Genomic DNA, 24,931 nt, shown 5'->3' with positions numbered 1-24,931 from the left:
GGTCTGGGCGTGTCTGCCCACGACCTGGTGAACCCGAAGGTATGCGTCGGCGGCTCGGCGCACTGTGCGTGGAGCGCAGGATGCGTTCGCGCGGAGCGCATGGGAGCCGCCCCCACCGCTCGCGGGCATGGTTGCGGCCGCTGAGAAGGACGAGAGGCGGAAGGAGACTTCGCCTGCATGCGGGAGAGGATCCCGGTCCACCGGCGTGGCAGACAGCCGGCCAGGGCAGCGGAGGCAGTCGGATAATCGCTCGCGCCCGCAGGGGGCGGCATCTTACGGTTGAGGTCGCCGGGTGGAGCAGGTCGGCAGCTCGCTGGGCTCATAACCCAGAGGTCGCGGGTTCAAATCCCGCCCCGGCCACCAAGGGAGGCGGGCCCGTCGTACGTATGCGACGGGCCCGCCCGCTGCGCGTGCAGAGGTGCAGCCATTCTGGGACAGCGCGGATTGCAGGGCGTCTTGGTTCGTGCGATCAAGTGGCTGGGTCGGTCTGCCGACGTGGGTGAGTACCGGTCAGGTCGGCGACTGCAACCTGGCGGTGCGCGATTGGTCAGCACAGCCGGCGAGCACCTTCTCGTATTGGCCGGTCAGCTGTCCGGGCCTCAGGCTGTGCGGGTGTGGGTCCGTGTGGTGAGATACCGGCATGGAGGCTGTGGTAGCCAGCTTGATCGCTGTTCTGGGCACCCTGTTGGGCTCGGTCATCACCCTTGCCGTCCAGCGCCGTACGAGTGCGCAAGCGGAGCTCTTCGCCCGCTCCCAGCAGCTGCGCCAGGAACGTCTGGCGACTTACAGCGCCTACGCAGGAGCTGTTACGGCACTCAAGCAAGCCACCGTCGCCCTCTGGTTGCGGCTCCAGGAAGCCCCCGACAGTCCCGAGACGCGACAGGCCTTCGCAGAGTGCGACCGACTTGGCGCCGCCGCAGAGAACGTCCAGTTCCAAGTCCGTCTCCTCGCCGCCGACTCCACACTCGTCGCCCTTGCCGCCTCGGCCTTCGACGCCATCGCTCCCATACGCGCAGCGCCCACCAGAACCGAACTGGTCAGCCGCGAGCAAGACCTGCAGGAGTCCCTCAACGCCTTCATGGCCGCAGCCACTACCCAAATCCATTGATCCACAAGACCGGAAGGATCCACGGAGCGGTGTCGGCCGTCGCCAACGGGCTGGTCCTCGACGGACCCCCGAGGTGTCCGCCCGGCATGGTCGTGCGGGAGGGAGTGCCGGCGGGGAAAACGGTTCGCGAGGCGAGTGGAGCGGATGGCAGGGTGCGGCGCATGGCACCTCAGTACGAGATCCGCGCCGACTACGATGCCGACACGGTCGTGGTCTACCAGGCGTACCCATCTGCCATCGCCGACGCCGCCCTGCAGGCGGGTCGCTTCGTCGCGCCGTTCTCGTTCCACAGGATGACGTGGATCAAGCCCTCGTTCCTGTGGCTGATGCACCGCAGCAACTGGGCGCGCAAACCCGGCCAGGAGCGTGTTCTCGCAGTGCGGATGACCCGGCTGGGCTGGGAGGAAGCCCTGTCGCAGGCGGTGCTCACGACCGGCGACCCCGCTGCCTTGGCCCGGGCCGCCGTGCATGTCCAGTGGGACCCTGAACGCTCGTTGCGCGGAGCCGCACTGAACCACTACAGCATCCAGATCGGTATCGGCCGCGGCCTGATCGGCACTTTCGCCGAAGACTGGACCGTCAGCCTCACCGACCTCACCCCCCGGGTCCGCAAGGCGGCGGCGCTGATCAAGGCCGGGCAGGCCGCCAAGGCCCAGCGGCTGCTTCCCGCGGAGCGGGTCTATCCGGTGCCGGAGGCATTGGCACGCACCCTTTCCGACGAGCGGCGCGGCGCCGCCGTCCCGGGCCGCTGAGCGGTGCAGTGACGGCTTTTCAAAACACCTGGTGAGGAGGGGTTTCCCGGGGGTTTCCCGTTTCCCGTTGTGTTGGGCGACCCGTGCCTCCTCGACGCGGAGGGGTGACGGGCCGCAGTCTCGGAGTGCCCGGCGAACGGCCGGTGCGAACACGACGAGCACCACGACCCGCGGAACACCGCGACGGAAACGGGGGAACGGACATGGCGATGCGGAGGACGGCGGGGGCTGCGCTGGCGGCGGTGAGTCTCGTGGCCGTGTGGGGAGGTCTTGGCGGTATCCCGGCAGCTGCGGCACCGGCACCGAAGGCGGCGGGGTCGTGCGACGTGCTCGCCACCGGCGCCTCCGCGGTGGCGGAGAGGGCTGTCCGGGCCGCATGCGAACAGATCGGCGTCTGGTACACCTGGGGCGGCGGCCACGGGCCGCAGCCGGGGCCGACGTACGGTCAGGTCGACCCGAGCGACCCGGACAGCGCGCACGACCCGGAGCGGCTGGGCTTCGACTGCTCGGGGCTGGTCCGGTACGCCTATGCCCGCGCGGCCGGCGGCGACCCGCTGGCCGGCAACGCGTACCACCAGTTCAACTCGCCGCAGGTGCAGCGGCGGTTCACGGCCGCCGAGGGAACCGTGCCGCTGCTGCCGGGGGACCTCCTGGCCTGGGGATCAGGGGGCTCCATCCACCACATCGCGATCTACCTGGGCGCGGGGAAGATGGTCGAGGCCCGGGAATCGGGCACCCGGATCACCGTGAGCGACGTGCGGCTGGGTGGGGACTACGCGGGAGCGGTACGCATGGCCGCGGCAGCAGCCCCCGGCACGTTCAGCACGTGGGGAACCGATGTGTGGACCCATGAGGAGCCGTCCACAGGGAGCCCGCGGGTGCACCGGTTCCCCGGCCCGACCACGGTGCGCATCGAGTGCCAGAAGCACGCCGAGCCCGTGACGGCGGAGGGGTACACCAACGACGCCTGGTCCTACCTGCCCGAGTACGGGGCGTGGATCACCAACATCTACATCAAGGGCCCTGCCTGGCTGGACGGCGTACGTACCTGCCCCTGAGTACAGATCGGACCGTTGATCAGGGACACCCACCACCCGGCTCCCGAGGGAGCCCACTCGAGGGGAAGCGTGTCCGTCCGCCCGCAGGGAGATCGCCCTGGGTCTCGCCGCTGCAGCCCTGGCGGGCGGCCTGAGGCTGGGCCACCGCCCATCGCCCATCGGCCATCGGCCATCGGTCATAGGTCGTCGGTCATCGTCCGCCCGTGAGGACGTCGCCCAGCGCGCTCGCGACCGGAAGACCTGTCAGGGCTTCGACCCAGTCCCATTCGCCGTTCGGATTCAGCTCCAGGAACACGTACTCCCCGTCGGGCGTCAGGATGAAATCCAGCGCACCGAACAGCAGGCCGTATCGCCGCAACAGCCGTCGGCAACGCTCGGCGACGTGCTCCGGCAGGTCGTGCACGAGGTGTGGTGCCTGGAAGACATCGCGACGCCAGTCGTCGCGGGTGACCTCCGCCGCCTGCGAGTCGATCGCCGCCGCGAGAACCCGGTCCCCGACGACCGTCACCCGGATCTCCAGCTTCTTGTCGATGCGTTCCTGCAGGATCACCGGGGAGTGCCGGACACCGTCGATGAAGGCGAGGTGCTCCGGGTGGACGTCGCTCGTGAAGACCTGTGCTCTCGGCCGCGCGGTTCGCCTCGGGACGGTTCACCCACAGCGCGTCCGCCGCGAGCGCGAGGAACCCGCGCAGTGCCGCGGCGGACTCGCGCTTGGCGAAGCGGCGGGCGACCGGGTCGGTGACCCGGGGGTCGATCTCCGACGGCTCCGGCCGCCTGTACCAGACCGCGCTCACCTGCTCCGGAACGATCAGGCGGCCAAGGCCGAGATCGAGCTGAGCGCTCCTTCCGTCGGCGCCTGCCCGCCGCCGGAGGCGGATGCGGGTGGGGAAGTCCTCGGTGTTCAGCCGGGCGAAAGAGGCCCCCCCCGGCGGTCGAGTTCGACGACCACCCGGTCGGCGGTCACGTCGTGCTTGTTGGTGACCAGCAGGATCATGCGCTAGTCCCAGGCGGTGTCGAAGTCGCTGTCGCCCTGGTAGTCGAAGCTCGAGTCCGGCATGTAGTCCGAGTCGGTGTCGCTGGAGTTGAAGCGGTAGGTGCCCCGGGTCGTGGACCGGTTGGTCGGCTGGGTGGTGGTCCGGGTGGTGGGACGGGACGTCGACCTGGTGCTCGCGCTCTGCGGCACCTGGTCGGGATGCACCCACTGCTGGCTGCGGGGGTCGTATTGCCCGGTGATGGAGAGCGGCGCCGGACCGGGCTCCTGGAAGCGGAGCAGGAACGGCATCTCGGCGATCGATGAATCGAAGTGTGCACGCATGGGGCAGGCTCCTTGGCGGACGATCGACCGAAGCAGTGCCTCTCGATTCATGGTAGGGCCGACGGTGTCTGACGGACAGCCCGTCGAACGGGCCGTGGAAGTCGGCCGGTGCGGGCACAGCTCATTTCGTCCGACAGGCGCCGACAGGCCGACGGGCCATCGCAACCGGCCCTGGCCGGGCATTACACGTGAGGTGGTGTGGCCCGTGCCGCCGTGTGCGGGGCGGGGGTGAGAGGGGCGCCGTTCAGCTCGGTCTCGCCGGTGAAGGCCCACCACAACTCTCCCTCTGGGGTGAGGTAGGGAGTCTCGCCGTCGATTGCGCCGCCGTGTTCGAGTGCATCGGCCACGGCGGTCAAGTACACGGCCAGGGAGGGCCAGCCGTCGCAGAAGTGGCCGCCGTCGTCGTGTGCCGCATGGCCGAGGCGGCCTCGGCCGGGGCCCTGGTGGGCTGTCGGCCACCACCGCTCACCAACGGCGCGAACGCGCCGCAATCGTCCGGGCCTGCGGGCCATCAGCCCTCCGGGCGCGCTGCTTGGTGAGGGGCGCGACGGGAACCGTCAATCGATGGCCTCCGCGAAGATGCCATGATCACGGGGCGGGAGCCCATCTGCAGCCCGCCCTTTGGTGACGAGGAGCCCGCATGTCGATCGAAAACGACTTCCCGGAATTTCCCTATGAGGATCCCCCCGGCTGGATCACCTGCCGCCAGAAGCCCTGGAATGGCGTCCTCGTCAGGGTGGACCGGCAGTCCTTCAAGGCCGGCGACAAGATCACCTTCGACGTCACAGTCTGCAGCGATGCCGCCGGGCCGAATCCGGCCGCGAAGATCCGTGGAGTGGTGAGCGTCACCGCTGACACCACCTCAGCCGACTACACCATCCCCTGGGCCGGAGTCCTGGATGCGGTCACCGAGGGTTCCATCACGGCCTTCTACACCCTCACCCCCGCCGACGGCGGCGGGCCCTTGACCTCGGAGGCCGCCATCGTCGACTACTCCCGTCACCAGCTTGGCGGCACGTAGCCGGACCAGGTGCCGGTGCGGGGACTGGCCGGTGGACGCGCGAAAGGCCCCGGGTGAAGCGCGAGGGGCTGACACCCGCCACGGCGGCGAGCTCGGTCAGCGAGAGGCGTCCGTCCAGGTAGCCGTTCATGTGGTCGACGACCCGGTTCGGCATCGCAGCGGGGCGGAGTCGATGAGGCCGTGCGAGCGTCCGGTGGCTCGCCTCCGATCCGAGGGCGACCGATGTCCGCGAATCGGTATTCAGCAAGGTATGCATCGATGCATACTCGGAGGCATGGCAGACACAACCGTGAAGATCGACACGGACACCCGGGACCGCTTCGCCGCCGTGGCCGCAGCCCACGGCAAGAGCGTGCGCGCCTACCTGGCCGATCTGGCCGTGGAGCAGGAGAACCAGCTCGCCTTGGGCCGGGCGACCGCCGCGTTCCGTGAAGCCGTCGGCCGGCCGGGCATCGCGGAACAGTTCGACCGGGAGTTCGGCGGCCTGCCCTCGTCCGCGCGCCGGGCGGCCTGACCCTTGGAACTGCACATCGACATCCGCTGGCTCCTGGACCGCCAGGAGGAGCTCCTGGGCAAGGAGCTGGGGGTCCTGGACTACTCCGGGCTCGTCGCCGCGATCGCCCGCCACCGCGTGAACACTCCCGCCTGGGGTTCTGAGGAACCCGACGCGTACTGGCGGGCAGCAGCTCTCCTGGAGCAGATCGTGCTGACGCGGCCGCTGCCGGCCAGGAACGAGTACTTCGGCTACGGCGTCGCCGTGGCCTACATACGGGCATCTGCCGAGCACGTGGACACCGCCTTCGAGCCGTGGCGCGACCTGATCAACGACATCCGCGCGCTGCGCCTGAGCGTGTACGACGTCGCCGACCGCCTGCGCTCGATGGAGCCGAGCCTCTGATCGCACCGGGCCGCAGAGGAACGGGGTATCAGGGCGCGCAGGGTGCGGCATGGGTGAAAACGGCGGGCGAGATCGAATGGCCACCCGGGGCTACTCTGCGGAGCGGCGTAGAAGAGCTGGGCGAGGAACCATGCCCCGACGCGGCAAGCTCACCACCGACGAGCTCACCGCCCTCCGGAAACCGGGCATCGACTGGCCGTGACACATCATCGTGCTCGTCGTTGAGCTGGGAGGTCAGCGAAGTGGGGCCCCGGGATGTCGTGACCCGGGGCCCGCGTCGTACCCTCTGGCGCAGGACGGCGGCGTAGCACGGACCGCAACACAGACCCTGACGACTACGACCGATGCTCGGCCCAGGTCAGGAGCACAACGCACAGGTGTCGCGCCGGCCCCATGCCATCACCGCCACCGCACGCGTCTGGGCCGGCGACGGCCAGTAGTACTCGTACGCCGCCGCACTCACCTTGCAGGATTCCCCTACACGGGCTTCAACGGACTCCTGTCACCCCCCCCATCACGATCTGGCGTGGGCAGGCAACAGGACAGGCGGCTGCGCCCAAGACCCGCCGCTCTGACACAGAGACGCACAGCTCCCACCCGCCAGTCGTCACTCAACGTATCCGCGTTACGGAATGCGATCCAGAACCTGAGTCTTGGCAGCAGTCGGTGGTCTGAGCGTTCGCAGAGGTTCACAGGAATGCCGGCACGGTGGTCAGCGAGGGCGTCCGGGCCGATCGCCAGTGCGATCAGCTTCCCCAGGCAGTCCGGCACGGTAGTCTCAGAGCATGCCGGCGGAGACATCAGTTGCGCACTTTTATGACGAACTGGCCGACGACTACCACCTGATCTACCCAGACTGGGACGCGAGCATCCGTCGGCAGGGGCCTCCACAAGTCCACGAGGGCACCGAGGTCGGTGGCGGAGAGCGAACCGCCACGTTCCAGCTCTGCACTGGCACGACGACGGCGAGCGTTACGACTTGGAGCACTTCCAACTCCTCCCGACCGGCGGAGAATGGCGCGTCCAGGTCCGCCGGACCACTTACTGGGCACTTGGCCCGGACCGACTGGCCGGCCTCGCAGCCGAGGCCGGGTTCGTCGACCCTGAGTCGCGGATGCCACGGGAGACGGGCTTTTTCCAGCCACTGCTCGTGGCCCGAGTCGGCAAGTAGCTGATCCCATCACCCGGCGCGGGACGGCTGATGTCAGCCGGCGTTGGCCCCCTGCGCCGCTCGGGTGTACGAGCTGAGAGGGCAGAACACATGACTGGACCGGATGAAGGCATCTCGATCACGCACCAGTTGCAGCCTTACGACTGGTCGAACGAGGAAACAGCAGCGTACGAGGCTGCGATCGAAGCGGTGAACGGGGCCGTCGGCGTCTACAGCGCGCTGATCGCCGCGGAAGAGGCCAAGCCGAATCCGGACCAGGGCGTCTTGGGCGACGCACATGCTGCCCGGGCCCGGCTTGCTCGCGAACGCGAAGCGCTGCGCTCCGAGGATCGCGAGCAGATTGCTGCTGCGCGTCAGCGCTACACGCGGCTCGCCCGCGAGGTCCGGGAACGTATCGCGTGAGCGACCCGAACGAGGACGAGCGCCACCACCTACCGGTGGCTGACCGGCTGGCTGACCTCCGTGGCACGATCCGTCCGGACCTTGGCCCATCCGTGGGGCCCGTCGGCATACCGGGATTCGGAGATTGGGGCTGAGGGGTCTTCCGGATCTTGCCGGCGCGTCGGCAACGCATGCGACGCCAGATACGGAGGGCCTGGACCGAATTCGGATACGACTCACGTGGAGTCTCGCGGCCGCAGTACGGCTGCACACCGTGGGAGCGGGCGGATTCCCCGCAGCTTCCAGAAGGGCGTCGCCCACGCGTAGGTGCCGCCTAGCCTTATGCGCATGGACCGCCTCCTTCATCTCAACCGCACCCTCGATGAGTTGGACCCGCCCCGCTGGAGAGATCCGGCTGGAGATGCGACCCACCTGGTCAGGAAGGTGCACGCGCTGCGGTGCATACCCTTGGGCGAGCTGCAGCCGGCGGACCTGCGCACACTGATCTCGCAGCGGGTGGGCCTGCCGTACGTACTACCGCTCGCGGTTCAGCTGCTGCTGGACGAGCCGCTGCTGGACGCCTACTTCTACGAGGGTGACCTGCTTCTCGCGGCGGTGGACGCGCCGGCTTCGGCATGGGCGGTGCTGCCGGAGCTCGCAGCGCAGCTGGGGGCTGTGATCGAGGCCCTGCCTGAGGCGGCGGTGACGGACCTGCCGAAGGGCGCCGCGGCGGACCTGACCCGCTTCGCGTCACACGGGTGAGCGAGGCAGAGTTCGTCTTCGCTGCTGGTGATCGTGGCGACCGCGGCCGTTCTTTCGGATCAGGTCGGGCTCTGTCACCTCAGGTGAGGCCACGGACACGCTCGCCGACGTCGGCCTCCAGGAGGAAGCGGGCAGCGGGACGCCCCGAGGAACGCCGACGTCATAACGGACGAGACGCCCCGCAACCGCGTCCCGATCCACCTCCGCCGGTCTGTCGCCCTCCGCACGCAGGGAGGGGGCTGCGGTGATCCGGCACGACGCATCTGGGCATGACTACAGGGACCGTCGACCAGGAGGAGAGACCTTTATGACCGCGGAGACTTGGGACAGGTTCGGCTTACGTTCCCATGGCGGCCCGGCGTGGGACCGGTTCGAGTGGACGCAGTACAACCAGCACGGACCCGGCATCGAGCTGATCACCACCGGACCCGGGACACGAGTGCTGGAGCTGGGGCCCGGCAAGGGCGACAATCTCGCGTTCGTCACCAAGACCGGGTCGACGGCCATCGGGGTGGACGTCTCGGCTGTCCAGGTCGAGCGGGCCAAGGCACGGTTCGGTGGCCTGCTCGACATCCGCGTGGGCCGGGCGGAGGAGTTCCTCGCGGAGAGCGAGGCGGAATTCGACAGCATCTACTCCGTGTTCGGCGCCGTGTGGTTCACGGACCCAGGCGTGCTGCTTCCCCTCGTCCGCCGGGCGCTCAAGCCGGGAGGCCGGTTCGCGTTCTCGCACCTGCCGCCCTCCGGCGAGTGCCCGGGGCCCCATGAGTACGACATGTACGGTCCGGACGACGAACTGTTGCCGATCACCCGCTGGTGCTACCGGCCGTACATGTGGGAGGCGAAGCTGCTGGAGGCCGGCTTCACCTCGGCAAGCGGACAGCGGCTGCCGTGTCCCCCGGAGAAGGAGACCATCGGAACCCTGATCGTCGAGGCCACTGCATGACCATCCACACATCGGCGTCGGCGCACGTCAGCACCGTGATGGAGGACGCTTCACCGTGCTGACGTGGCAGGGCGGCATGGGCCGGCACGCGTCCCCGGAAACGCATCGGGCATGGCTCGTCAGATTGGCCCGCATGGAACCGAGCCCGCGGCGACGGGATGATCCGCAGGACGGGTCCTGAGCACGCGTGTGGCGAGTCCTTCGCTTGCAAGGCGGCTCACGAGCCGGCCGCTCAGAACCCAATAGAACGCCTTGCCGCCTTGAAAGCGCGGCAGGGACCTCAGCGGCGCGACGCCGGACCGGCTGCCGTCCCCGTCCTCCCGGCCCGGACATCGGGCGCTTGATCTCGACCCTCGCGGCGCGGCTCCGCCGTGTCAGGAGTTCTTGGTCCTGAGGGAGTCGTCCTCCAAGGGCATCAGCAGCTTGCGGAGCAGGGAGGCCAGCTGCTGACTCTCCTTGGGGTTGAGGCTCTCGATGAGTTCGCGCTCGTTGGCCAGATGGCCTTCGATCAGGCCCTCGGCGATGCCGCGGCCCTCAGTGGTGAGTTCCGTGCGTACCAGGCGCCGGTTGTCGGGGTCGGTGGCGCGGGTGACCAGGCCCTTGGCGACCAGCCGGTCGATGCGGTGGGTGAGGGTTGCGGGGCTGATCATCGCGGCGCCGGCCAGGTCGCTCATGCGGAGGGTGTTGCCGCCGCCCGCGCGCAGGAGTGTGGCCAGGATGTCGTACTCCCACGTCTCCAGCCCGTGTTCGTCGAAGTAGCCCTTGATCCCCTGCTCAAGGAGCCGGGACGCGCGGAAGATCCGCAGGACGACTCCGATCGGCTCCGTGTCCAGTCCGGGGCGGATCGCGTCCCACCGATCGATGACCTCGTCCACCGTGTCGCGCATGGCGCCAAAGCTACCACCACGCTTCGACATCGAACTGTTTGACTGCGGCGCGATGCCTGGCTACCGTTCACCCGACGAAAGCTTTGATATCAAAGCGTTTGCGATACAACCTTTTGAAGTCAGGCATGTTCCTTCGCGGGACACGCCGCAGCGATCAGGAGAAGCCCATGCACTACGTGCTGTTCGTCCGCACCGACGACACGCCCGACAGCGCCCTCGGCCACTACCTCACCCACGTCGGCCCGACCCTCGACGCCTTCGGTGGACGGCTGCTCGCCTTCGACAGCCCGACCCGGCTGGAGGGCCCGTCCACGTTCACGAAGACCGCCCTGGTGGCCTTCCCCACCGACCGTTCGGCGCGCGACTGGTACGCCTCGCCCGCTTACCAGGAGCTCGTCGCCTGGCGGGTCGGGACGATGGGCCACGAGGTCGACGTCCACCTCATGGCCGGCCTTCCCGGCTGATCCCACCCGCCCTGGAGTCAGCGGCAGATCGCGTACGGCACCGCGAAGGCCCGCGCGCACGGCAGTGAGTTCGTCGAAAGGGGTCCGGTCGGCCGCCACACTCGTCTCCATCGGCGGGATGGCAATCTCCGCACCTGCCCAGGCGGCAGTGCAGTGCGAATGTGCCGTTGCTGGAGACGCCGCTGCCGGCCGGTGACCCGCTTGGTGGCCATGCGTCGGATGCGGACCATCCTGGACCGGAAGGCGAAGGCCGTCGTCGGCAAAGGGGTGGCCGGTCCGTGAGGTGGCTCCAGGAGACCCCGACCGCTGCCCCGGACCGGCTCCGGCGGGAGCCCGCTACGGCCTGAACGACCGGCGGGCGGCCCAGCCGGGTCAGCCGCCAGACCAGACCGTCCGCAGGGCGGGCAGGTGCCGCTTGGCCAACCGGACCCGGTCGCGGGCCGTCGTCCGGTAGTGGACCGCACGCCGGGCCGGGGACGTCTTCGGATGCTGAAGCACCAGCCGAGGCTCGTACGAGATGTCCCAGCAGTGGTCGATTGCCCGCCAGGCCAGGCCGGTCTCCTCGTGTGTGAAGAAGAAGGCGTCCGGCCAGCCGCCGGTCTCCTCCAGCATCGGCATCGCCAGGGCGTGCCCGCCGCCCAGGAACGCCGTCACCACGCTTTCAGGTCCTGTGACCTGGCAGCTCTGCGGATGGCCGCGCTCGGTGTGATCGATACCGGGCATGCGGCGGGCCTCCGGGACATGCTGGTGGTGCAGTGCGGTACGAGCCGAAGGAGAACCGTGAAGCTGTCGTTCGAGAAGCCCCCGGCATACGACCTGGGGCCCGATGCCGACCTCGGCATGTGGCTGGCGGAGTGGGGCGAGTACGCGGACCGGGTCGTCCACCTCGGTCCCGACGACGGCCGCAGCCACGGGCAGCTGTGCTGGGACGTCCTGGCCCCCACGGGACTGCTCGCGCCGGACTGCGGCCATTGCGGCCACGGGCACGGCGGCCCGCGCAGCCCGGACCAGATGGAAGCCGCGCTGGCGAGGCGGATCCCTGCGGACGAGGTGATGCCCTGGACGGCGGCCACGCTGGTCCGCACCCTCGCCTACCGGGGCGGGGGTGCGGACGGGTCGATGCGCCGCCTGGCCGAGGCCGTCGCCGGCGGGCTGGCGGAGCTGTTGGGGCCGGACGCCGACTGGCGTGCCAACGGCTACGCCGCCTACCGCGAGGGCGCCCTCGGCAACGTCACGTGGACACCGGTCACCGAGGCCACCTTCGACGCGGCCGTGGTGGGAATCGGCAACGGGCGTGCCGTGGTCGTCGTCGCCACGGACGAGGACTGAGCCGGCATCCGCGCCGCCCGGAACCGCACCTCGCCGCAATGGCGGGGCACCGAGTACGTCCAGTACGCGGGCTTGTCCAACAAGATCCGAAGGAGACGATCTACCGGCCGGCGATCGGGTCGGGCAGCGGCTTGCCTTCGCACGAGGCGTCCTCGGCCGGCATCCGGCCGTCGACGAGGAAGCCCTCGACGTACGCGTCCACGCAGGGGTTGTGCGACTGGTAGACGCCGTGGTCGCCGCCGCCGACGGTGATCAGCCGGGACCCGGCCGTCCCCCGGTGGGCCCGCAGCGCGCCCTCGTAGTAAGTAGCGGGATCGTGGAGCGAGTTGAGCATCATGATCGGCGGCAGCCCGCGTCCGGTGACCTGCACCCGGGGGGCCTGGGAGCGCGGCCAGGCGGCGCAGACCGAGGCGAAGGTCAGCTCGCGGGCACCGGCCATCGGGTACGCGGAGCCGTCGGCCGCGCTCCGGCGGACCCAGTAGGCGCTGTTGTGGTTCCACGGGGTGTCCTGGCAGATGACGGAGAAGAAGTCCGCCGCGAACTGCGCCCCCAGAGGGTGCTTCAGCTTCTCGGCCAGGGCTTTGCGGGCGGCCGGCGCAGCCGCCTCCGGGTGCTCCAGGACACCGAGCAGCAGCGCCAGGTCGGGGAAGCGGTCGCCGCTGTAGATGATGGAGGTGGCGGCGGCGTCGAGGTGGTTGGGGGTGACCGTCGTCCCCTCCAGGTCCAGCGGGTGCTCGCCCAGCGCGCTCCGCAGCCGCTCGTACGAGGCCTTGGCCTCCTCGGCGGTCCGGCCCCGGTGGTACGTCGCGTCGTTCGCGGCGAGCCAGGGCAGGAAGTCCTGTTCGAACCGGCGCTGGAAGCTCATCGGCTGGCCCGTCAGGAACTCCTGCCAACTGCCCGTGAAACCGATGTTGCTGTCGAGCACCACCCGGTCGACCCGGCGCGGGAACCCGGTCGCGTAGTAGGCGCCGAGGAAGGTGGCGTACGAGGGACCGTAGTAGGACACCTTCGACTCGCCGAGCAGCGCCCGGAACAGGTCCATGTCGTGCACGGCCTGGTCGGTGGTGATGTACGGGAGCAGGTCGCCCGACCGCCGCTCGCAGTCCCGTACGAAGTTCCGCGCCCGGTCCACGGTGGCGTCCACGGCCCGGGGAGAGCGGTCGCGCAGATCGCCGCTGGTGAACAGGGCGTCCACCGCGTCCTGGTCGGAGCAGACCACCTGCGTGCTGGCCCCGACCCCGCGCTGGTCGAAGCCGACGATGTCGTACGAGGCCGCAAGCTTGGGCGAGTACGCCGCCAGCCCCGCCGGCCGGCCCAGCCCCGAGGCGCCCGGCCCGCCGGCCGCCATCATCAGCACGCCCCGCCGCGCGGCGGGGTCCGCGGCCCGGTGCCGGGACACCGCGACGGTCAGGTCCGCCCCCGTGCCCGGGTGGTACCAGTCGCGCGGCACCTTCATGGAGGCGCACTCCAGCGCACCGGACTGGCACGGCTGCCAGTCGAGGCGCTGCTGCGCGTACCGCGCGGGCACGGCCGGCGCGCCGCCCTTCGCCGCGGCGGCGCTCGCCGGCGACGCGGGCAGGGCGGCGAGGGCGAGCAGCCCGCACGCGGCGGCCGTGGCCCACCGCGCGGGCTTCTTGAAGAGGTGCATGTGGGTGGTTCCCCCCGGTCGGAGCGATTCGGTACACCCCGATCCTCCGAGAACCCGGCCCACCGGACGATCCCCCCACTGCCCGTACTGGGGGTGGTGCCAGCACCACCCCTGGCCCGCCCAGGCCGCCTCGGCCCGTCGAGGCCGGAGGCGGCCTCTGAAGTCGGAACACCCGGCCGGCCTGCCTGCCTGGCCGTGCGCCGGGCCCCTCTGACCACACCCGATGGTCGATGGCCGGGGGAGCGCGGCCAGGCCTTTCTCCTTGCGAGGTCTCGCTCGCTGCGCGACGGCAAGGGTGATGGCTGGGGTGGCCTCCCTGGCTGTCAGGCCGGTTGAAGGCGAAGCCGGTGGCGGACAGGTGGGATCGGTCGACGGCGCACCCGATAGCGCAGGTGAAGCACCCGGTTGCTCTGAATCAGCACGTCAGGATCCTCCAACAGGTGCTGCGCGTGGACCGACCCGAAGTAGCGCTTGCCGGACCCGAACACGACGGAGACGACGTCCATGCGCACCTCGTCGATCAGGCCCGCGGCAAGCACCTGGCCACCGACGTCGCCGGCGGCGACCTCGACCATGCGGTCACCCGCAAGCTCCTGTGCCTTGGCCATGGCTGCCTCGACGCCGTTGACGACGTGGAACGGCGCCTCGGCGGCCCAGCCCTCGGGCGCCGGCCGGTGCGACACGACGACCACGTGGTCGATCCCGCCAGGGGGCAGTACGGCCGGGTGCAGTCGTACGACGTCTGCGACACCTTCAGCGCGCCGCTCTCGTCCAACGGGACGTCACCGCTGGACAACCAGTCCGAGGAGCCTGTCTCGCTCGAGGAAGGCCAGTCCTTCGCATTGCGTCACGATGGTCGCGCCGCCGGATCCGCCACCGTGATGCAGCTGGTGCGTTGAGCCTCACTCACGAACCGAGCCGGAGCCGGATCGCCGCGACAGAGCGGGTGTCTCACCGTCCCGGTGCCGGCCTCCTGGTACGTCACGCTCTGGGGCGGGTGAGGCAGTGGAGCCGCCGTGAGTCGACCGGTGTACTGATGCCCGGGTGGGGACTCGTGGGACATGGCCCCGCAACCGGCTCAGGTTCCGGGGAGGATACGGCGCGTTTCGTAGGCCCACATCGCGATCTCGACCCGGTTGCGGGCGCCGAGTTTGGCCATCAGGCTGGCCAGATGCGTCTTCACCGTGCTGAGGCTGATGTGCAGTGCATCGGCGATCTCGGTGTTGGTCAGCCCGCGGGCGACGGCCAGGAGCACCTGCTCCTCGCGGGCGGTGACGGGGGAGACCGGCTGGGCCACGGGCCGGCCGGCGGGCAGGTCCGCGAATGCCTGGAGCAGACGGACGGTGACGCTGGGCGCGATGAGGGCCTCACCGTCGGACGCCGACCGTACGGCCTGGGCCAGCAGGTCGGGTCCCGTGTCCTTGAGGAGGAATCCGCGGGCACCGGCGCGCAGTGAGCCGTACACGTACTCGTCGAGGTCGAACGTGGTGATGACCACCACGGCCAGCGGGTCGGCGACGCCCGGGCCGGCGACCAGCCGGGTGGCCTCGAGCCCGTCGAGTACGGGCATGCGGATGTCGAACAGGCAGACGTCGGGACGCAGTTCGCGGGCCAGACGTACCGCTTCCCGCCCGTCGGCGGCCTCGCCGACCACCTCGATGCCGGGCTGGGCGTTCAGCATGATCCGCAACCCGGTACGGATGATCGCCTGGTCGTCAGCGACGAGGACGCGAATGGACACCGCTCTCGCTCCTCGCTCTCGGCAGTTCGGCGTCGACATGCCAGCCCCGGTCGGTACCCGGGCCGGCTCGTAGTGTGCCGCCGAGCAGGGTCGCGCGCTCGCGCAATCCGGTAAGTCCGTATCCGTCGCGACCCCGGCCGGTGCGCCGGCCGTCGTCGCGCACGCTCACCCGTACCGTGTGCCGTTCCGCGGAGACCCGGACGACGAGCTCGGTCGCGTCGACCGCATGGCGCAGCGCGTTGGTCACCGATTCCTGCACGATCCGGTAGACGGCCGCGTCCACGGCCGGGGGCAGCGCGTCCAGTTCGCCGTCGAGCCCCAGGTCGACCCTGAGGCGAGCACCCGGGGTGCGCACCAGGCGCTCAAGATCCGCGACTCCGGCAGGGGGCGCCAACTCGGCGCCGACCCCGCGGTCGCGCAGCGCGGCGACCATGGCGCGCATTTCCTCCAGCGTGCGCGCCCCTTCCTCTTCGACCCCCTCCAGCGCCTCGACGGCGGCGGACGGGTCGGCGCCCGCGAGCACCCGGCCCGCCTGGGCGATGATCACCATGGCCGACACGTGGTGGGCCACCGTGTCGTGCAGTTCCCGGGCGAGCTGCTCGCGCTCGCGGGAGCGCACCTGGTCCAACTGCCGCTCGCGAGCGGTCCCCCGGAACCGCACGGCAGCCCCGACCACGCCGGGCAGCAGCAGGAAGACCAAGCCCACGACCTTTTCGACGACCGGGGTCTCGTCCAGGACGACACACAGCGTGCCGACCGAGAGGATCACCGCGCCGCCCAGCACGATCTCGCGTCCCGATCCCCACCGGGGCAGCGCGTACACCAGCACGAGCACGAACGCGCCGGCGGTGTACAGGCCGACGGGCTCGCGCGGTGCGGCGACGAGCGAGACCAGCGGAAGCACGGCCACCGAGCCGAACGCCAGCATCACCATCGCCAGCGGGCGGGTCCGGCGCCACAGCGGCAGCAGGCACAGCCATACGGCGAACACCACCGCCACCGGCCGCCACACGACGTTCTCGCGCAGGGTGGCCTCCAGTGCCACACCGGCAAGGCCCGCGGCGAGCAGCGCCCAGTCCCGCCGCACCCGGGCGGGCGCGTCGGGCGGCCGGGGTTCGGTCCACAGGGTTCGCAGGTCGTCTCTCAGCACGTACTCAGCCTAGAGACCGCGCGGCGCCGCGCATCGGCCGAAAGGACGGGTCGTCACTCCGACTTGGGGCCGACGGATCCGCGGCCCGCGGGCCGATGCCGCGGAGCGCCGTGGCGACGAGCCTCGGGATCGGCGGCCGTACAAGGACGGCCGACGAGGTGGTTGGAGGACCCGATGCTCTCGAAAGCCCTGTTGCGCCTGGGCGCAAGCGCCGCCCGCCGTCCCTGGCGGGTGATCGCGGCATGGCTGGTCGCCGCCACGCTTGCTGTCCTCGCCGCCGTCGCCTTCGGCGGGCGGACCGCGGACTCGATGACCGCTCCGGGGCTGGACTCCCAGCGGGCCGCGGAACTGATCGAGCGGGCCGGCACCGGCCAGGAGGGGATGACCGCCCAAGTGGTCGTCACCCCCCTCGACGTCGGTGCGACGTTCTTCGACCACGGCAGCGCGCGCACCGCTCTCACGCGGCTGCAGACCGAGGTGAAGCGGCTGCCGCACGTGCTCGGTACGAGTGACCCGGCGGGGGCACTCGACGCAGGCGGGGCCACCGCCGTGCGCGGCGGCCTCGTCTCGGCCGACGGGCGGATCGCGGTCGTCCGGGTGCAGTACCCCGACCAGAGCCGGCTGTCGGCCGAGGACCTCGACGCCCTCGTCGAACTCGGCGACCGGCTGCGCGCCGAACTGCCCCTGCGCGTCGAGATGGGCGGGAGCCTCTTCTACGCCTTCTCCGACCCCGACGGCGGCGTGAGCGAGTTGATCGGCCTCCTCGCCGCGGCCGCGATCCTGTTCCTGGCGTTCGGGTCGCTCGTCGCCGCCGCGCTGCCGATCGGCATGGCGGTCTTCGGGCTGACCGTCGGAGTTGCCACGATGACGGTACTGGCGGGGGTGACGGACGTCCCCGCCTTCGCCCCCGTCCTGGGCAGCATGGTCGGGCTCGGAGTGGGCATCGACTACGCGCTGTTCGTGCTCGCCAGGCACCGGGAGTACCTCGCGCGCGGGCTCGATCCCCACGAGGCGGCCGGTCGAGCGGTGGCCACTGCGGGGAGGCCCGTGGTCTTCGCCGGTGGCACCGTCGTCGTGTCGATCCTCGGCCTGGCGGTCGCGAACGTGCCGTTCATGACGGTGGGCGGGATCGCCGTCTCGATCGTCGTCCTGACCATGGTGCTCGCGTCGGTGACGCTGCTGCCGGCCTTCCTCGGCGCGGCCGGCCCGCGCCTGGGCCGGGCCGGCCGGATCGCCCGGGCTCTTCGGGAGGGGCGGCTCGGCCGATTCGGCCGATTCGGCCGGCGGCGGGACACGGAGGCGGGCGCCGTCCCCGCCGCCGGGTGGCGGCGCTGGATCGGGCACGTCAGCCGGCACCCGGTGCCGTACGCGGTCGGGGCAGCGGGGCTGCTGCTGACGGCGACGCTGCCGGTGCTCGGCCTGCGCGTCGGCCTGCCCGACGACGGGTCGCTGCCTCAGAGCCGTACGGAGCGCCGCGCGTACGACCTCGTCGCCGAGGGGTTCGGGCCGGGCACCAACGGTCCCCTCGTCATCGCCGCGGACCCCGCCGGTGATCCGGGAGTGCTGGACCGTCTCGTCGGGGCGGTCGCGGCGGATCCGGGCATCGCGTCCGTCGCGCCGACGCACGTCGACCGGGCCACGGGCATCGCGACCCTCGTGGTGTTCCCGACCACCAGCCCTCAGGACAAGGCCACGGCCGAGACCATCGCCCGGCTGCGCACCGACGTGCTGCCCACGGCGATCGGGGACGGCCCGGCCAGGGCCCACGTCGGCGGCGCGGCCGCGAGCCTGTCCGACGTCGGCGGACGCACCAGCCAACGCCTGCCGGGGTTCGTCGCCGCCGTGCTGGCGCTCTCGTTCCTGCTGCTGATGCTGGTCTTCCGCTCGGTCGTCGTACCGCTCAAGGCGGTGCTGCTGAACCTGCTGAGCATCGGCGCGGCCTACGGGGTCATGGTCGCGGTCTTCCAGTGGGGTTGGGGAGGCGCGCTCATCGGGCTGGAAGCGACGGTGCCGGTCGTGTCGTTCATCCCGATGTTCCTTTTCGCCATCCTGTTCGGCCTGTCGATGGACTACGAGGTGTTCCTCCTCTCGCGCGTGCGTGAGGAATACGTGCGCACCGGCGACAACGCCACGGCGATCGTGGAGGGCGTCTCGGGCACCGCCAGGATCATCACGTCGGCCGCCCTCATCATGGTGGCGGTCTTCCTGTCCTTCGCCGTCGCCGAGGACCCCTCCGCCAAGATGTTCGGGCTCGGCCTGGCCACGGCGATCTTCATCGACGCCACGGTCGTCCGCATGGTGCTGGTACCGGCGACCATGACGCTCCTCGGCCCGGCCAACTGGTGGCTGCCGGGGTGGCTGGACCGGATGCTTCCCCGCGGCCCGGTCGGCACCGACGACACCGATGCGGAGTCCACGGGTGAGACCCCTCATCCACGGCCGGTTGCCCGTTGACCCAACTCCTGCCCGCCCTTGGCGTCCGGCACCTCACAGCAGGTGGAGGTTCGCGGTGCTCGGCTCGGCCAACGGTGGCGCCGGTGGTCCAGCCGGTCCGTCAGGGGCTTCGGGGTGGAGCGGTTTCGGCACGGCGTACTCGTATGGTCCGACCTTGATCCGGCGGGTGGGGTGCAGCCAGACAGTGCCTTCCTGCCGAGGGAGGCTGCGCGGGCAGCCGTCGCGCAGGATACGGCTCCAGCGCTCGGCCTCCGTGCGGATGCCGGGCGCTGCTGGAACAACTTCCTCACCATCGGATGGCACACAGGGCATAGCGATTCGACGCCCGGCGGGGATTCTCCCCGCCGGGCGTTGGCGGTGACGAACTGGCCGGGTGACGATCATCCGACCGTGGGACGCCAGAATCCCGTGTTCCGATAGCGCCACCAGTAGAGAACCGTTCGGTCGACCGGCCACACGGCCTGCTGAACGCCCTGGGGTTCGAAGTGGTCGTGCTCGGGATCGACAGGCCGCCAACTCCGATCCTGCGGCTCGTCGTCCCGGGGTAGGCGGACATGCTCCACGGACCGCTCATCGCAGGCCCCGAATGCCTGGTAGTTCTGCTGTGCCTGCACCAGAGAGGTCCGATTGGCGCCCACTGCCCAGTCGGGCCAGCGCAGTTGTAGGGCATCGTCCTCCCAGAAGCACCGGGCAGATCTCGAAGGACTGCTTACGGAGTCACCCTGGTCGAGGCAGGACTGGAGCGGGAGGGGAGCCTGGGCCCCAGCTTGGACGGTGGGCGGGCCAACTGGCAGATCGCCGCGGCGCAGGCGTATCAGGGGAGGGCTCTCAGGGCTTGAGTGAACGTTGTGTGCTCCTTCTGGAACGACTCCCTCCGCAGGGGTTGACGGGGGCATGTGCCAGGCGGATCGTAGGTGTCTCAGCCGAACGAATGCTGGAGGTCCCGTGACCGACGAGTACTGCACCAGAGAACGGACGCTGCCTGTAGGTACCGCCGCGATCTTGGGGGCGGCTGGTATGGACCTGACGGACGCCGAGCTACTTGAGCGGTACCCGCGCGTGGCCGAGATCCTGGCACGTTGGGAGCAAGACGAGCGGGGGTGAGGCCCCCACCAGGAACCACTCCAGGCAGACGGCCTTCCCAGCTCCCCACGGGAGGGCCGTCGAGCTCCTCGCGCGACGTGTGACGGCCCCGATACGTTCGGTGAGGACTTTGAGCGGGTCGGTGGCTTCCGCGCCGGCGCCGGCGCCGGGGGTGAGCCGGCGGATCTCGTCGATCACCACCGGACGGGTGTAGGTGTCACAGCCCGGTGGTGAAGGCGCTTCGCGAGCCGTCGTATCGGCTCCATCGCCCGAATGCGACGTACAGCTCGAACAGGCGCCCTCCGATGATCGGCTCGCCGGGCGCCCTCGAGGTCGCTGCCAGTCGGTGTCAGCACGAATCCGGGCGGGGAGGGGACACGTAGATCGCGGACAGCACCCCGTCGCCGTCCACCTTGACCGGGACGGGGGCGGTGGTGTCCACCAGTTTCAGGTCGTACGGCAGGGCCCGCAGCGGGAGGTCCTCGCCGAGGTAGGCCACCGAGACCGTGCCACGACAGGCCGAGGGCCCCGGCGGCGCGGTGTCGGGCACCCGGCCGTCCTGCGGGCCGGCCGCGTGGGAGGCGATGCCGATCAGGGTGTACGAGTATGCGTAGCGGGCCCCGCTGACGACGTTGGCCTCGTGCGTCTTCTTCAAGTCGACCCAGTAGTGGGCGAGTTTGACCGGGACCGCCTCGCACGGGCGCTTGATGTCCTCAGGGGTGAAGTTCAGACCGGAGGAGTCCAGCGTCAGGCCCTTGGTCTGGTAGTCCCCGCTGGAGCTGCGCAGTTCCTTCAGGTAGCCGGTCAGCTGCTCGACGCTCATTCCAGCGGTCCGCACACACTCCTTGGGCGCGGTGGGCAGCGGGCTCGCGGCCGGGGCGGCGGAGCCGGTGGCGGGCGTGTAGTGCGCGAGCCCGGAGGGCTTGGGTGTCGGGACCTGGGCGGCAGGCTCGCCGCCTCCTGAACATCCCGAGACGGCCAGCAGCGCGGCCACGAGGCTGGCAGGCAGTACAGACAGCGCACGCGCGCGGTGCATGTGTCCCTCCAGGTGCGAATCGAGACGGCTTCCCCGGGCGGATCTTCTCAAGCGCGGATGGACGCGCGCAGGCGTTCGGATCAGGAACCGGGTCGGGGCTTGAGCCGATCTCCGGCCGGACCCGCAGCATCACCCCCCAGAAGAACACGCAGACCTCATCGGCGGGGCCAGCGCAGGGCGTGGCGCAGTCGTCGGCGGCGGGGTTCCGGCCCGGGGGGCGGTGCTTCGTCGGGGCTCGGTGGTGCCGGGCGAAGTCCGGCGACGCCCAAGTCCTCCGCGAGGAGGAGCAGCGCGGCCGGTTCCAGGCGGTGCAGCGCTTTCACGGCCGTCCACAGGTCGATGGCGAGGGCTTGCGCCGTCAGGCGTCGGGCTGTTGCGGGGTCAGCCGCGTTGGCCAGGTGGGCCAGGGTTCTGGCCTTGATCTCCGGGTGGGTGATCCGGTCGGCGAGCTGCTCCCCCCGCTCGGGGTGTCCGGTCTCGGCCGCCGCCCGGGCGAGAGAGGCGAGCAGTTTCCAGTTCCCGTGCGAGTCCGACGCCTCCAGGGCGTCTTCGAGTTCGGCGGCGGCCGCCGCCGCGCGTTCGTGATCCCCGGTCCTGGCGATCGCCTCGATGACCATCGCCAGGATGCCGGTCCGCTCGGACCCTCCGTCGATGGGGGCGGCGAGCCCTCCCGGGTCCCCGAGGACCACGACGACCGACTGCTCGTCTCGGGGCGCGGAGACCGTCTCGACGAGCGCCGCCAGGGTACGAGACCGGTCACCAGGGCCTCCGATGCCGCGGGCCAGTGTTTCGGCCTCGTCGACGAGCGCGGTGGCCCGGCTTGCCTGGCCCCACTCGGCGGCAGCCCGGGCCACCGCCGCCAGCGCCCGGGCCCGCGGCGCGGAGTCCTTGATCATGCGGGCGATGCGCTCGGACTGCTCGAGCCCGCCGGTACCGGCCACCGCCTCGGCCAGCGTGAGCACGATCGCCTCGTCCACCTGGTCGCCGGCTTCGGCGATTTTGCCCACGAGGCCGTCCACCACGGCCGATGCACCACTGCGGTCGCCGGATGCCTCTGCCGCGCCGACCGTCGCGCCGAGGGCCGCCAAGTGCGGGCGCGCGGTCCCGATGGTGGGGATGATCCCTGCGGCCCGCTCCATGTCGCCCGCGCGGGCGGCGACCTCGGCGACGACGGCGAGCGCGGTGTCGCGCTGGCCGATCTCGTCGCCGATGGTGCGGGCGACGGCTTCGGCGCTGTCGTAGTTCCCCGCTTCGGCCGCCGCGCGGACCACCGCGGTCCGGGCGATCACGTCGCGGGCGGGGTCCTGCACCGTCCCGGCGATCGCCATCGCCCAGTCGTGGTCACCCGATCGGGCCACCACGCCGGCCAGGGCGGCGAGTTCCACCTGCTGGTGCACGGGTGACCGGACCGCACGGGCCATCTGCTGGGCCTCCGAGGCCAGCTCGAACCCGCGGCGGTGGTCGCCCGACCGTACGACCGCCTCGGCCACTTCGGACAGGGCCCTCACTCCGGATCCCGGATCCGGGTTGGCCCGGGCGAAGCCCTCGGCACTGGTGTGGTCCCCGGCCCGGGCGATGGCCCCGGTGAGGACGGCGAGATCGTCCCCGACCTGGAAGGCCGAGCGGTCCTCCGAGCCGCCGAGGAGTGCGCCGACGGCCTCGGCCGCGAGCTTCGCCGCGCGCTCGAGCGCACCCGCCGCCGTGAGCGCCTCCAGCACTGCTGCCGTCGGACGCCACAGCGAGGCTCCGGTGATCTCGTCGGTGGCGGCCTCCGCCTCGGTTGCCGACCGAAGTGCCAGGGCCTGGTCCCCGTTGCGGGCCAACGTCTGTGCCACCGCGGCGAGGGCCGTCGCCCGCCGTGCGGGGTCACCGATGGCGCGGGCCACCGCCAGGGCTTCGTCGTGTTCGCCCACGGCGGCCAGCGCTCCGGCCAGTTCGCCCTCGACCAGTCCGGAACCTGCCAGGGCATCCGGGCCGACGGCGAGTGCCTCGAGTTCGCCGAGCCGGTCGGCGGCGCGTTGCCAGTCATCCGCCGCGGCCGCGTCCTTGACCAAGGTCGCCCAGCAGGCGGGCCGCTGGTAGTCCTCCTCGATCCGGCGGGCCGCCTGCTCGGCGGCATCGGCCAGCTCGGCGGCCCGCTGCCCGTCGCCGTCCTCGGCGGCGGCCACGGCTGCCGCGGAAAGAGCCACGGCCCGCTCTCCCGGCCCGGGGACGCTCTGTGCGACGGACTCGGCGGAGGCCCGGTTTCCGGTCTCGGCGAGGGCCCTCGCCACCTCGGCGAGCGCCCTCTTCGAGGCCGACGGTCCCAGCGACTCCGCCAGCGCCCGGGCCCGGTCGACCCGTCCGAGCAGTGCCCAGACGGCGGGCAGGCCCATGGGCAGCGAGGCGTTGCGTTGCGACAGGTTCACCCGGGCCAGGGCGACCCTGGTCAGCTCGCCGAGGTCCGGGCTCGCCCCGGCGAGGATCGCGTCCTGGGAGGCGGTGAGTTCGGCGAGGGCGGTGGCGTCGCCGCCGGTGGTGTCGAGCAGCCAGGTGTGGCGGCCCGGGTCGAGCGCCAGGCGGAGCATCCCGGGAAGGTCGTTGGCCGCACGCAGCATGCGGAAGTAACCGAGCAGCAAGTAACCGGGGGTCTGCTCGTCCCAGCCGCGCTCCCGGTGCCCGGCCACCCAGGTGTGCAGACGCTGTCGGTATTCGGCCAGCCGATCTCCGCCGAGGTCGTCAGCAGCCTTCCGCTGAAGCTCCTCGTGGGCGAGCAGGTAGACGTCCACGGGCGTCTCCGGTCCGGACCGGACCAGGGAGGGGCGGTGCGTGAAGGTCCGCCCGGACACGGTGTGGAGGGTCTCCATGATCTCCCACGGCTCGCGGGTGCCGGTGAGTTCCACCAGGTCCTGGACGGACAGACCGCCGCCCGCCGCCGTGATCAGGCCCAGCAGGTCCTGCTCGGTGGGCGTGCCGCTCAGCAGGCGCATCAGTTCCTGCTTGGCGGCGTGCCGGAGAACCTCGGCGTGCTCGGACGGCGTCAGCAGCCGTACGGTCTCCAACTCGCGCAACGGGTGGTGGTCGGGCACGTCCGACGGCAGCGGCGGTGCGAGGCGTCCGGACACGATGACGCGCATCCCGGCGGGCAGCCGGGCCGGGAGCAGCGCGGCGATGCTGTACGCGTCGGGGCCGACGGTCACCCCCAGGTCCTCGTCGAGGCCGTCCACCACCAGGACGAGCCGTGTCCCCCGTTCCTGGCAGGCGGTGGCCGCGTCGTCGAGCAGCGCGAGCAGGTGCGCGGCGCGGGTCGCCCCCGTCAGGTGGGCGGGCACGGGCCTGCCCAGCAGTTCCGCGAGCTGTTCCATGACGACGTCGATGAACGCCTCGCGGTCGCTCTGCCCGGAGTACCGCGCGGTGATGAAGAACGAGACGACGCGTACGCCCTCCGGCGGGTGGAGCACGAACCAGGACAGCAGCGCCGACTTCCCCGCCCATGCCTTCGCCCGCCACCAGCGGTAGGCACCCTCACCGGGGCGGGTGCAGAACTCGGACAGCTCGGCGAGCTCGGCCTCCCGGCCGAGCAGAAACCCTCTCGGGGCGATGGCTGCAACCTGGTAGAGGTAGGCCGACCGGGCCGGCTGGGGGACCCCGCCCACCACGTTGACCTGCAGGTTCCCGTCTCCGAACTGCAGCCCCGACCCCCAACGGGCGTCGATCCGCGGGGGTGGTTCGTCTCGGCTGTCCACCGGCT

The 24,931-nt window shown here is 71.0% G+C and carries 21 protein-coding genes, 1 tRNA gene and 3 pseudogenes; 13 read left to right on the top strand and 12 right to left on the bottom strand.

Annotated elements, in window-relative coordinates; genetic code table 11:
- Positions 1–286: 286 nt before the first annotated feature.
- The 4 genes from ACIGFK_RS19275 to ACIGFK_RS19260 all read left to right on the top strand — a co-directional run bounded on the left by ACIGFK_RS19275 (position 287) and on the right by ACIGFK_RS19260 (position 2,918).
- Positions 287–363, top strand: a tRNA-Met gene (locus ACIGFK_RS19275).
- Positions 364–640: 277 nt separating this feature from the next.
- On the top strand, positions 641–1,108 hold the full coding sequence (locus ACIGFK_RS19270; protein ID WP_400052787.1) for a hypothetical protein: 468 nt from the start codon (positions 641–643) through the stop codon (positions 1,106–1,108).
- A gap of 161 nt (positions 1,109–1,269) precedes the next feature.
- Complete coding sequence (locus tag ACIGFK_RS19265; protein ID WP_376655742.1) at positions 1,270–1,860, top strand: DUF4291 domain-containing protein; 591 nt, start codon at positions 1,270–1,272, stop codon at positions 1,858–1,860.
- Positions 1,861–2,186: 326 nt separating this feature from the next.
- Positions 2,187–2,918: an NlpC/P60 family protein gene (locus ACIGFK_RS19260; protein ID WP_386465845.1), complete on the top strand. Its 732-nt coding sequence runs from the start codon at positions 2,187–2,189 to the stop codon at positions 2,916–2,918.
- A 190-nt stretch (positions 2,919–3,108) separates the two neighbouring features.
- On the opposite strand, the gene ACIGFK_RS19255 is transcribed toward ACIGFK_RS19260, so the two are convergent.
- From ACIGFK_RS19255 to ACIGFK_RS19245, 3 genes and pseudogenes are all read right to left on the bottom strand, one after another.
- The gene (locus tag ACIGFK_RS19255; protein ID WP_400052785.1) at positions 3,109–3,468 is read right to left on the bottom strand and encodes a hypothetical protein; all 360 of its coding nucleotides are present in this window, start codon (positions 3,466–3,468) and stop codon (positions 3,109–3,111) included.
- Between the two features lie 148 nt (positions 3,469–3,616).
- Positions 3,617–3,796 (bottom strand): annotated as a pseudogene (locus tag ACIGFK_RS19250) (hypothetical protein); the annotation flags it as partial.
- Between the two features lie 119 nt (positions 3,797–3,915).
- Positions 3,916–4,233 (bottom strand): hypothetical protein, encoded by a 318-nt coding sequence (locus ACIGFK_RS19245; RefSeq protein WP_400052783.1) that lies wholly within the window; start codon positions 4,231–4,233, stop codon positions 3,916–3,918.
- Positions 4,234–4,873: 640 nt separating this feature from the next.
- On the opposite strand from ACIGFK_RS19245, the gene ACIGFK_RS19240 reads away from it, so the two are divergent.
- The 6 genes from ACIGFK_RS19240 (at position 4,874) to ACIGFK_RS19215 (ending at position 9,409) form a co-directional block, all read left to right on the top strand.
- A complete protein-coding gene (locus ACIGFK_RS19240) occupies positions 4,874–5,254 on the top strand; it encodes a hypothetical protein (RefSeq protein WP_400052782.1) in 381 nt (126 codons plus the stop codon).
- Positions 5,255–5,528: 274 nt separating this feature from the next.
- A complete protein-coding gene (locus ACIGFK_RS19235) occupies positions 5,529–5,768 on the top strand; it encodes an antitoxin MazE7 (protein WP_376655747.1) in 240 nt (79 codons plus the stop codon).
- A gap of 3 nt (positions 5,769–5,771) precedes the next feature.
- A complete protein-coding gene (locus tag ACIGFK_RS19230) occupies positions 5,772–6,152 on the top strand; it encodes a toxin Doc (RefSeq protein WP_376655748.1) in 381 nt (126 codons plus the stop codon).
- A 1,261-nt stretch (positions 6,153–7,413) separates the two neighbouring features.
- Positions 7,414–7,725: a hypothetical protein gene (locus ACIGFK_RS19225; protein WP_386465855.1), complete on the top strand. Its 312-nt coding sequence runs from the start codon at positions 7,414–7,416 to the stop codon at positions 7,723–7,725.
- A 327-nt stretch (positions 7,726–8,052) separates the two neighbouring features.
- Positions 8,053–8,466 (top strand): contact-dependent growth inhibition system immunity protein, encoded by a 414-nt coding sequence (locus ACIGFK_RS19220; RefSeq protein ID WP_400052779.1) that lies wholly within the window; start codon positions 8,053–8,055, stop codon positions 8,464–8,466.
- 307 nt (positions 8,467–8,773) lie between these two features.
- Complete coding sequence (locus ACIGFK_RS19215; RefSeq protein ID WP_376655751.1) at positions 8,774–9,409, top strand: class I SAM-dependent methyltransferase; 636 nt, start codon at positions 8,774–8,776, stop codon at positions 9,407–9,409.
- 374 nt (positions 9,410–9,783) lie between these two features.
- Here the strand turns inward: ACIGFK_RS19215 and ACIGFK_RS19210 are convergent, their stop codons facing one another.
- Complete coding sequence (locus ACIGFK_RS19210) at positions 9,784–10,296, bottom strand: MarR family winged helix-turn-helix transcriptional regulator (protein ID WP_376655752.1); 513 nt, start codon at positions 10,294–10,296, stop codon at positions 9,784–9,786.
- Positions 10,297–10,463: 167 nt separating this feature from the next.
- Between ACIGFK_RS19210 and ACIGFK_RS19205 the strand changes: the two genes are divergently transcribed.
- Complete coding sequence (locus tag ACIGFK_RS19205) at positions 10,464–10,760, top strand: DUF1330 domain-containing protein (RefSeq protein ID WP_376655753.1); 297 nt, start codon at positions 10,464–10,466, stop codon at positions 10,758–10,760.
- A 399-nt stretch (positions 10,761–11,159) separates the two neighbouring features.
- On the opposite strand, the pseudogene ACIGFK_RS19200 reads toward ACIGFK_RS19205, so the two are convergent.
- Positions 11,160–11,414 (bottom strand): annotated as a pseudogene (locus tag ACIGFK_RS19200) (glycosyltransferase family 2 protein); the annotation flags it as partial.
- 126 nt (positions 11,415–11,540) lie between these two features.
- On the opposite strand from ACIGFK_RS19200, the gene ACIGFK_RS19195 reads away from it, so the two are divergent.
- Positions 11,541–12,089: a hypothetical protein gene (locus ACIGFK_RS19195; protein WP_400052777.1), complete on the top strand. Its 549-nt coding sequence runs from the start codon at positions 11,541–11,543 to the stop codon at positions 12,087–12,089.
- A gap of 100 nt (positions 12,090–12,189) precedes the next feature.
- On the opposite strand, the gene ACIGFK_RS19190 is transcribed toward ACIGFK_RS19195, so the two are convergent.
- The 4 genes and pseudogenes from ACIGFK_RS19190 to ACIGFK_RS19175 form a co-directional block, all read right to left on the bottom strand.
- The gene (locus tag ACIGFK_RS19190; protein ID WP_376655755.1) at positions 12,190–13,737 is read right to left on the bottom strand and encodes an alpha/beta hydrolase; all 1,548 of its coding nucleotides are present in this window, start codon (positions 13,735–13,737) and stop codon (positions 12,190–12,192) included.
- A gap of 323 nt (positions 13,738–14,060) precedes the next feature.
- Positions 14,061–14,539 (bottom strand): annotated as a pseudogene (locus ACIGFK_RS19185) (dihydrofolate reductase family protein); the annotation flags it as partial.
- Between the two features lie 276 nt (positions 14,540–14,815).
- Positions 14,816–15,478: a response regulator transcription factor gene (locus tag ACIGFK_RS19180; protein ID WP_030956390.1), complete on the bottom strand. Its 663-nt coding sequence runs from the start codon at positions 15,476–15,478 to the stop codon at positions 14,816–14,818.
- The gene (locus tag ACIGFK_RS19175; protein WP_400052774.1) at positions 15,453–16,628 is read right to left on the bottom strand and encodes a sensor histidine kinase; all 1,176 of its coding nucleotides are present in this window, start codon (positions 16,626–16,628) and stop codon (positions 15,453–15,455) included. Before ACIGFK_RS19175 ends, ACIGFK_RS19180 begins: the two co-directional genes overlap by 26 nt.
- A gap of 174 nt (positions 16,629–16,802) precedes the next feature.
- On the opposite strand from ACIGFK_RS19175, the gene ACIGFK_RS19170 reads away from it, so the two are divergent.
- On the top strand, positions 16,803–19,082 hold the full coding sequence (locus ACIGFK_RS19170; protein ID WP_386465873.1) for an MMPL family transporter: 2,280 nt from the start codon (positions 16,803–16,805) through the stop codon (positions 19,080–19,082).
- Between the two features lie 380 nt (positions 19,083–19,462).
- Here ACIGFK_RS19170 and ACIGFK_RS19165 read toward each other — a convergent pair whose 3' ends face one another.
- From ACIGFK_RS19165 to ACIGFK_RS19155, 3 genes are all read right to left on the bottom strand, one after another.
- Positions 19,463–19,978 carry a CPCC family cysteine-rich protein gene (locus ACIGFK_RS19165; protein ID WP_400052772.1) on the bottom strand — a complete coding sequence of 172 codons (516 nt, stop codon included), beginning with the start codon at positions 19,976–19,978 and terminating at the stop codon, positions 19,463–19,465.
- A gap of 536 nt (positions 19,979–20,514) precedes the next feature.
- Positions 20,515–21,201, bottom strand: coding sequence for a hypothetical protein (locus ACIGFK_RS19160; RefSeq protein WP_400052770.1), 687 nt, complete (start codon positions 21,199–21,201; stop codon positions 20,515–20,517).
- Positions 21,202–21,356: 155 nt separating this feature from the next.
- Positions 21,357–24,926, bottom strand: coding sequence for a hypothetical protein (locus tag ACIGFK_RS19155; protein WP_400052768.1), 3,570 nt, complete (start codon positions 24,924–24,926; stop codon positions 21,357–21,359).
- Positions 24,927–24,931 lie beyond the last annotated feature (5 nt).

It is taken from the genome of Streptomyces sp. NPDC085524, assembly GCF_044541755.1.
Classification (GTDB): Bacteria; Actinomycetota; Actinomycetes; order Streptomycetales; family Streptomycetaceae; genus Streptomyces.
The sequence above is the reverse complement of the archived record's forward strand: the minus strand, read 5'-3'. Positions and strand labels throughout refer to the sequence as shown.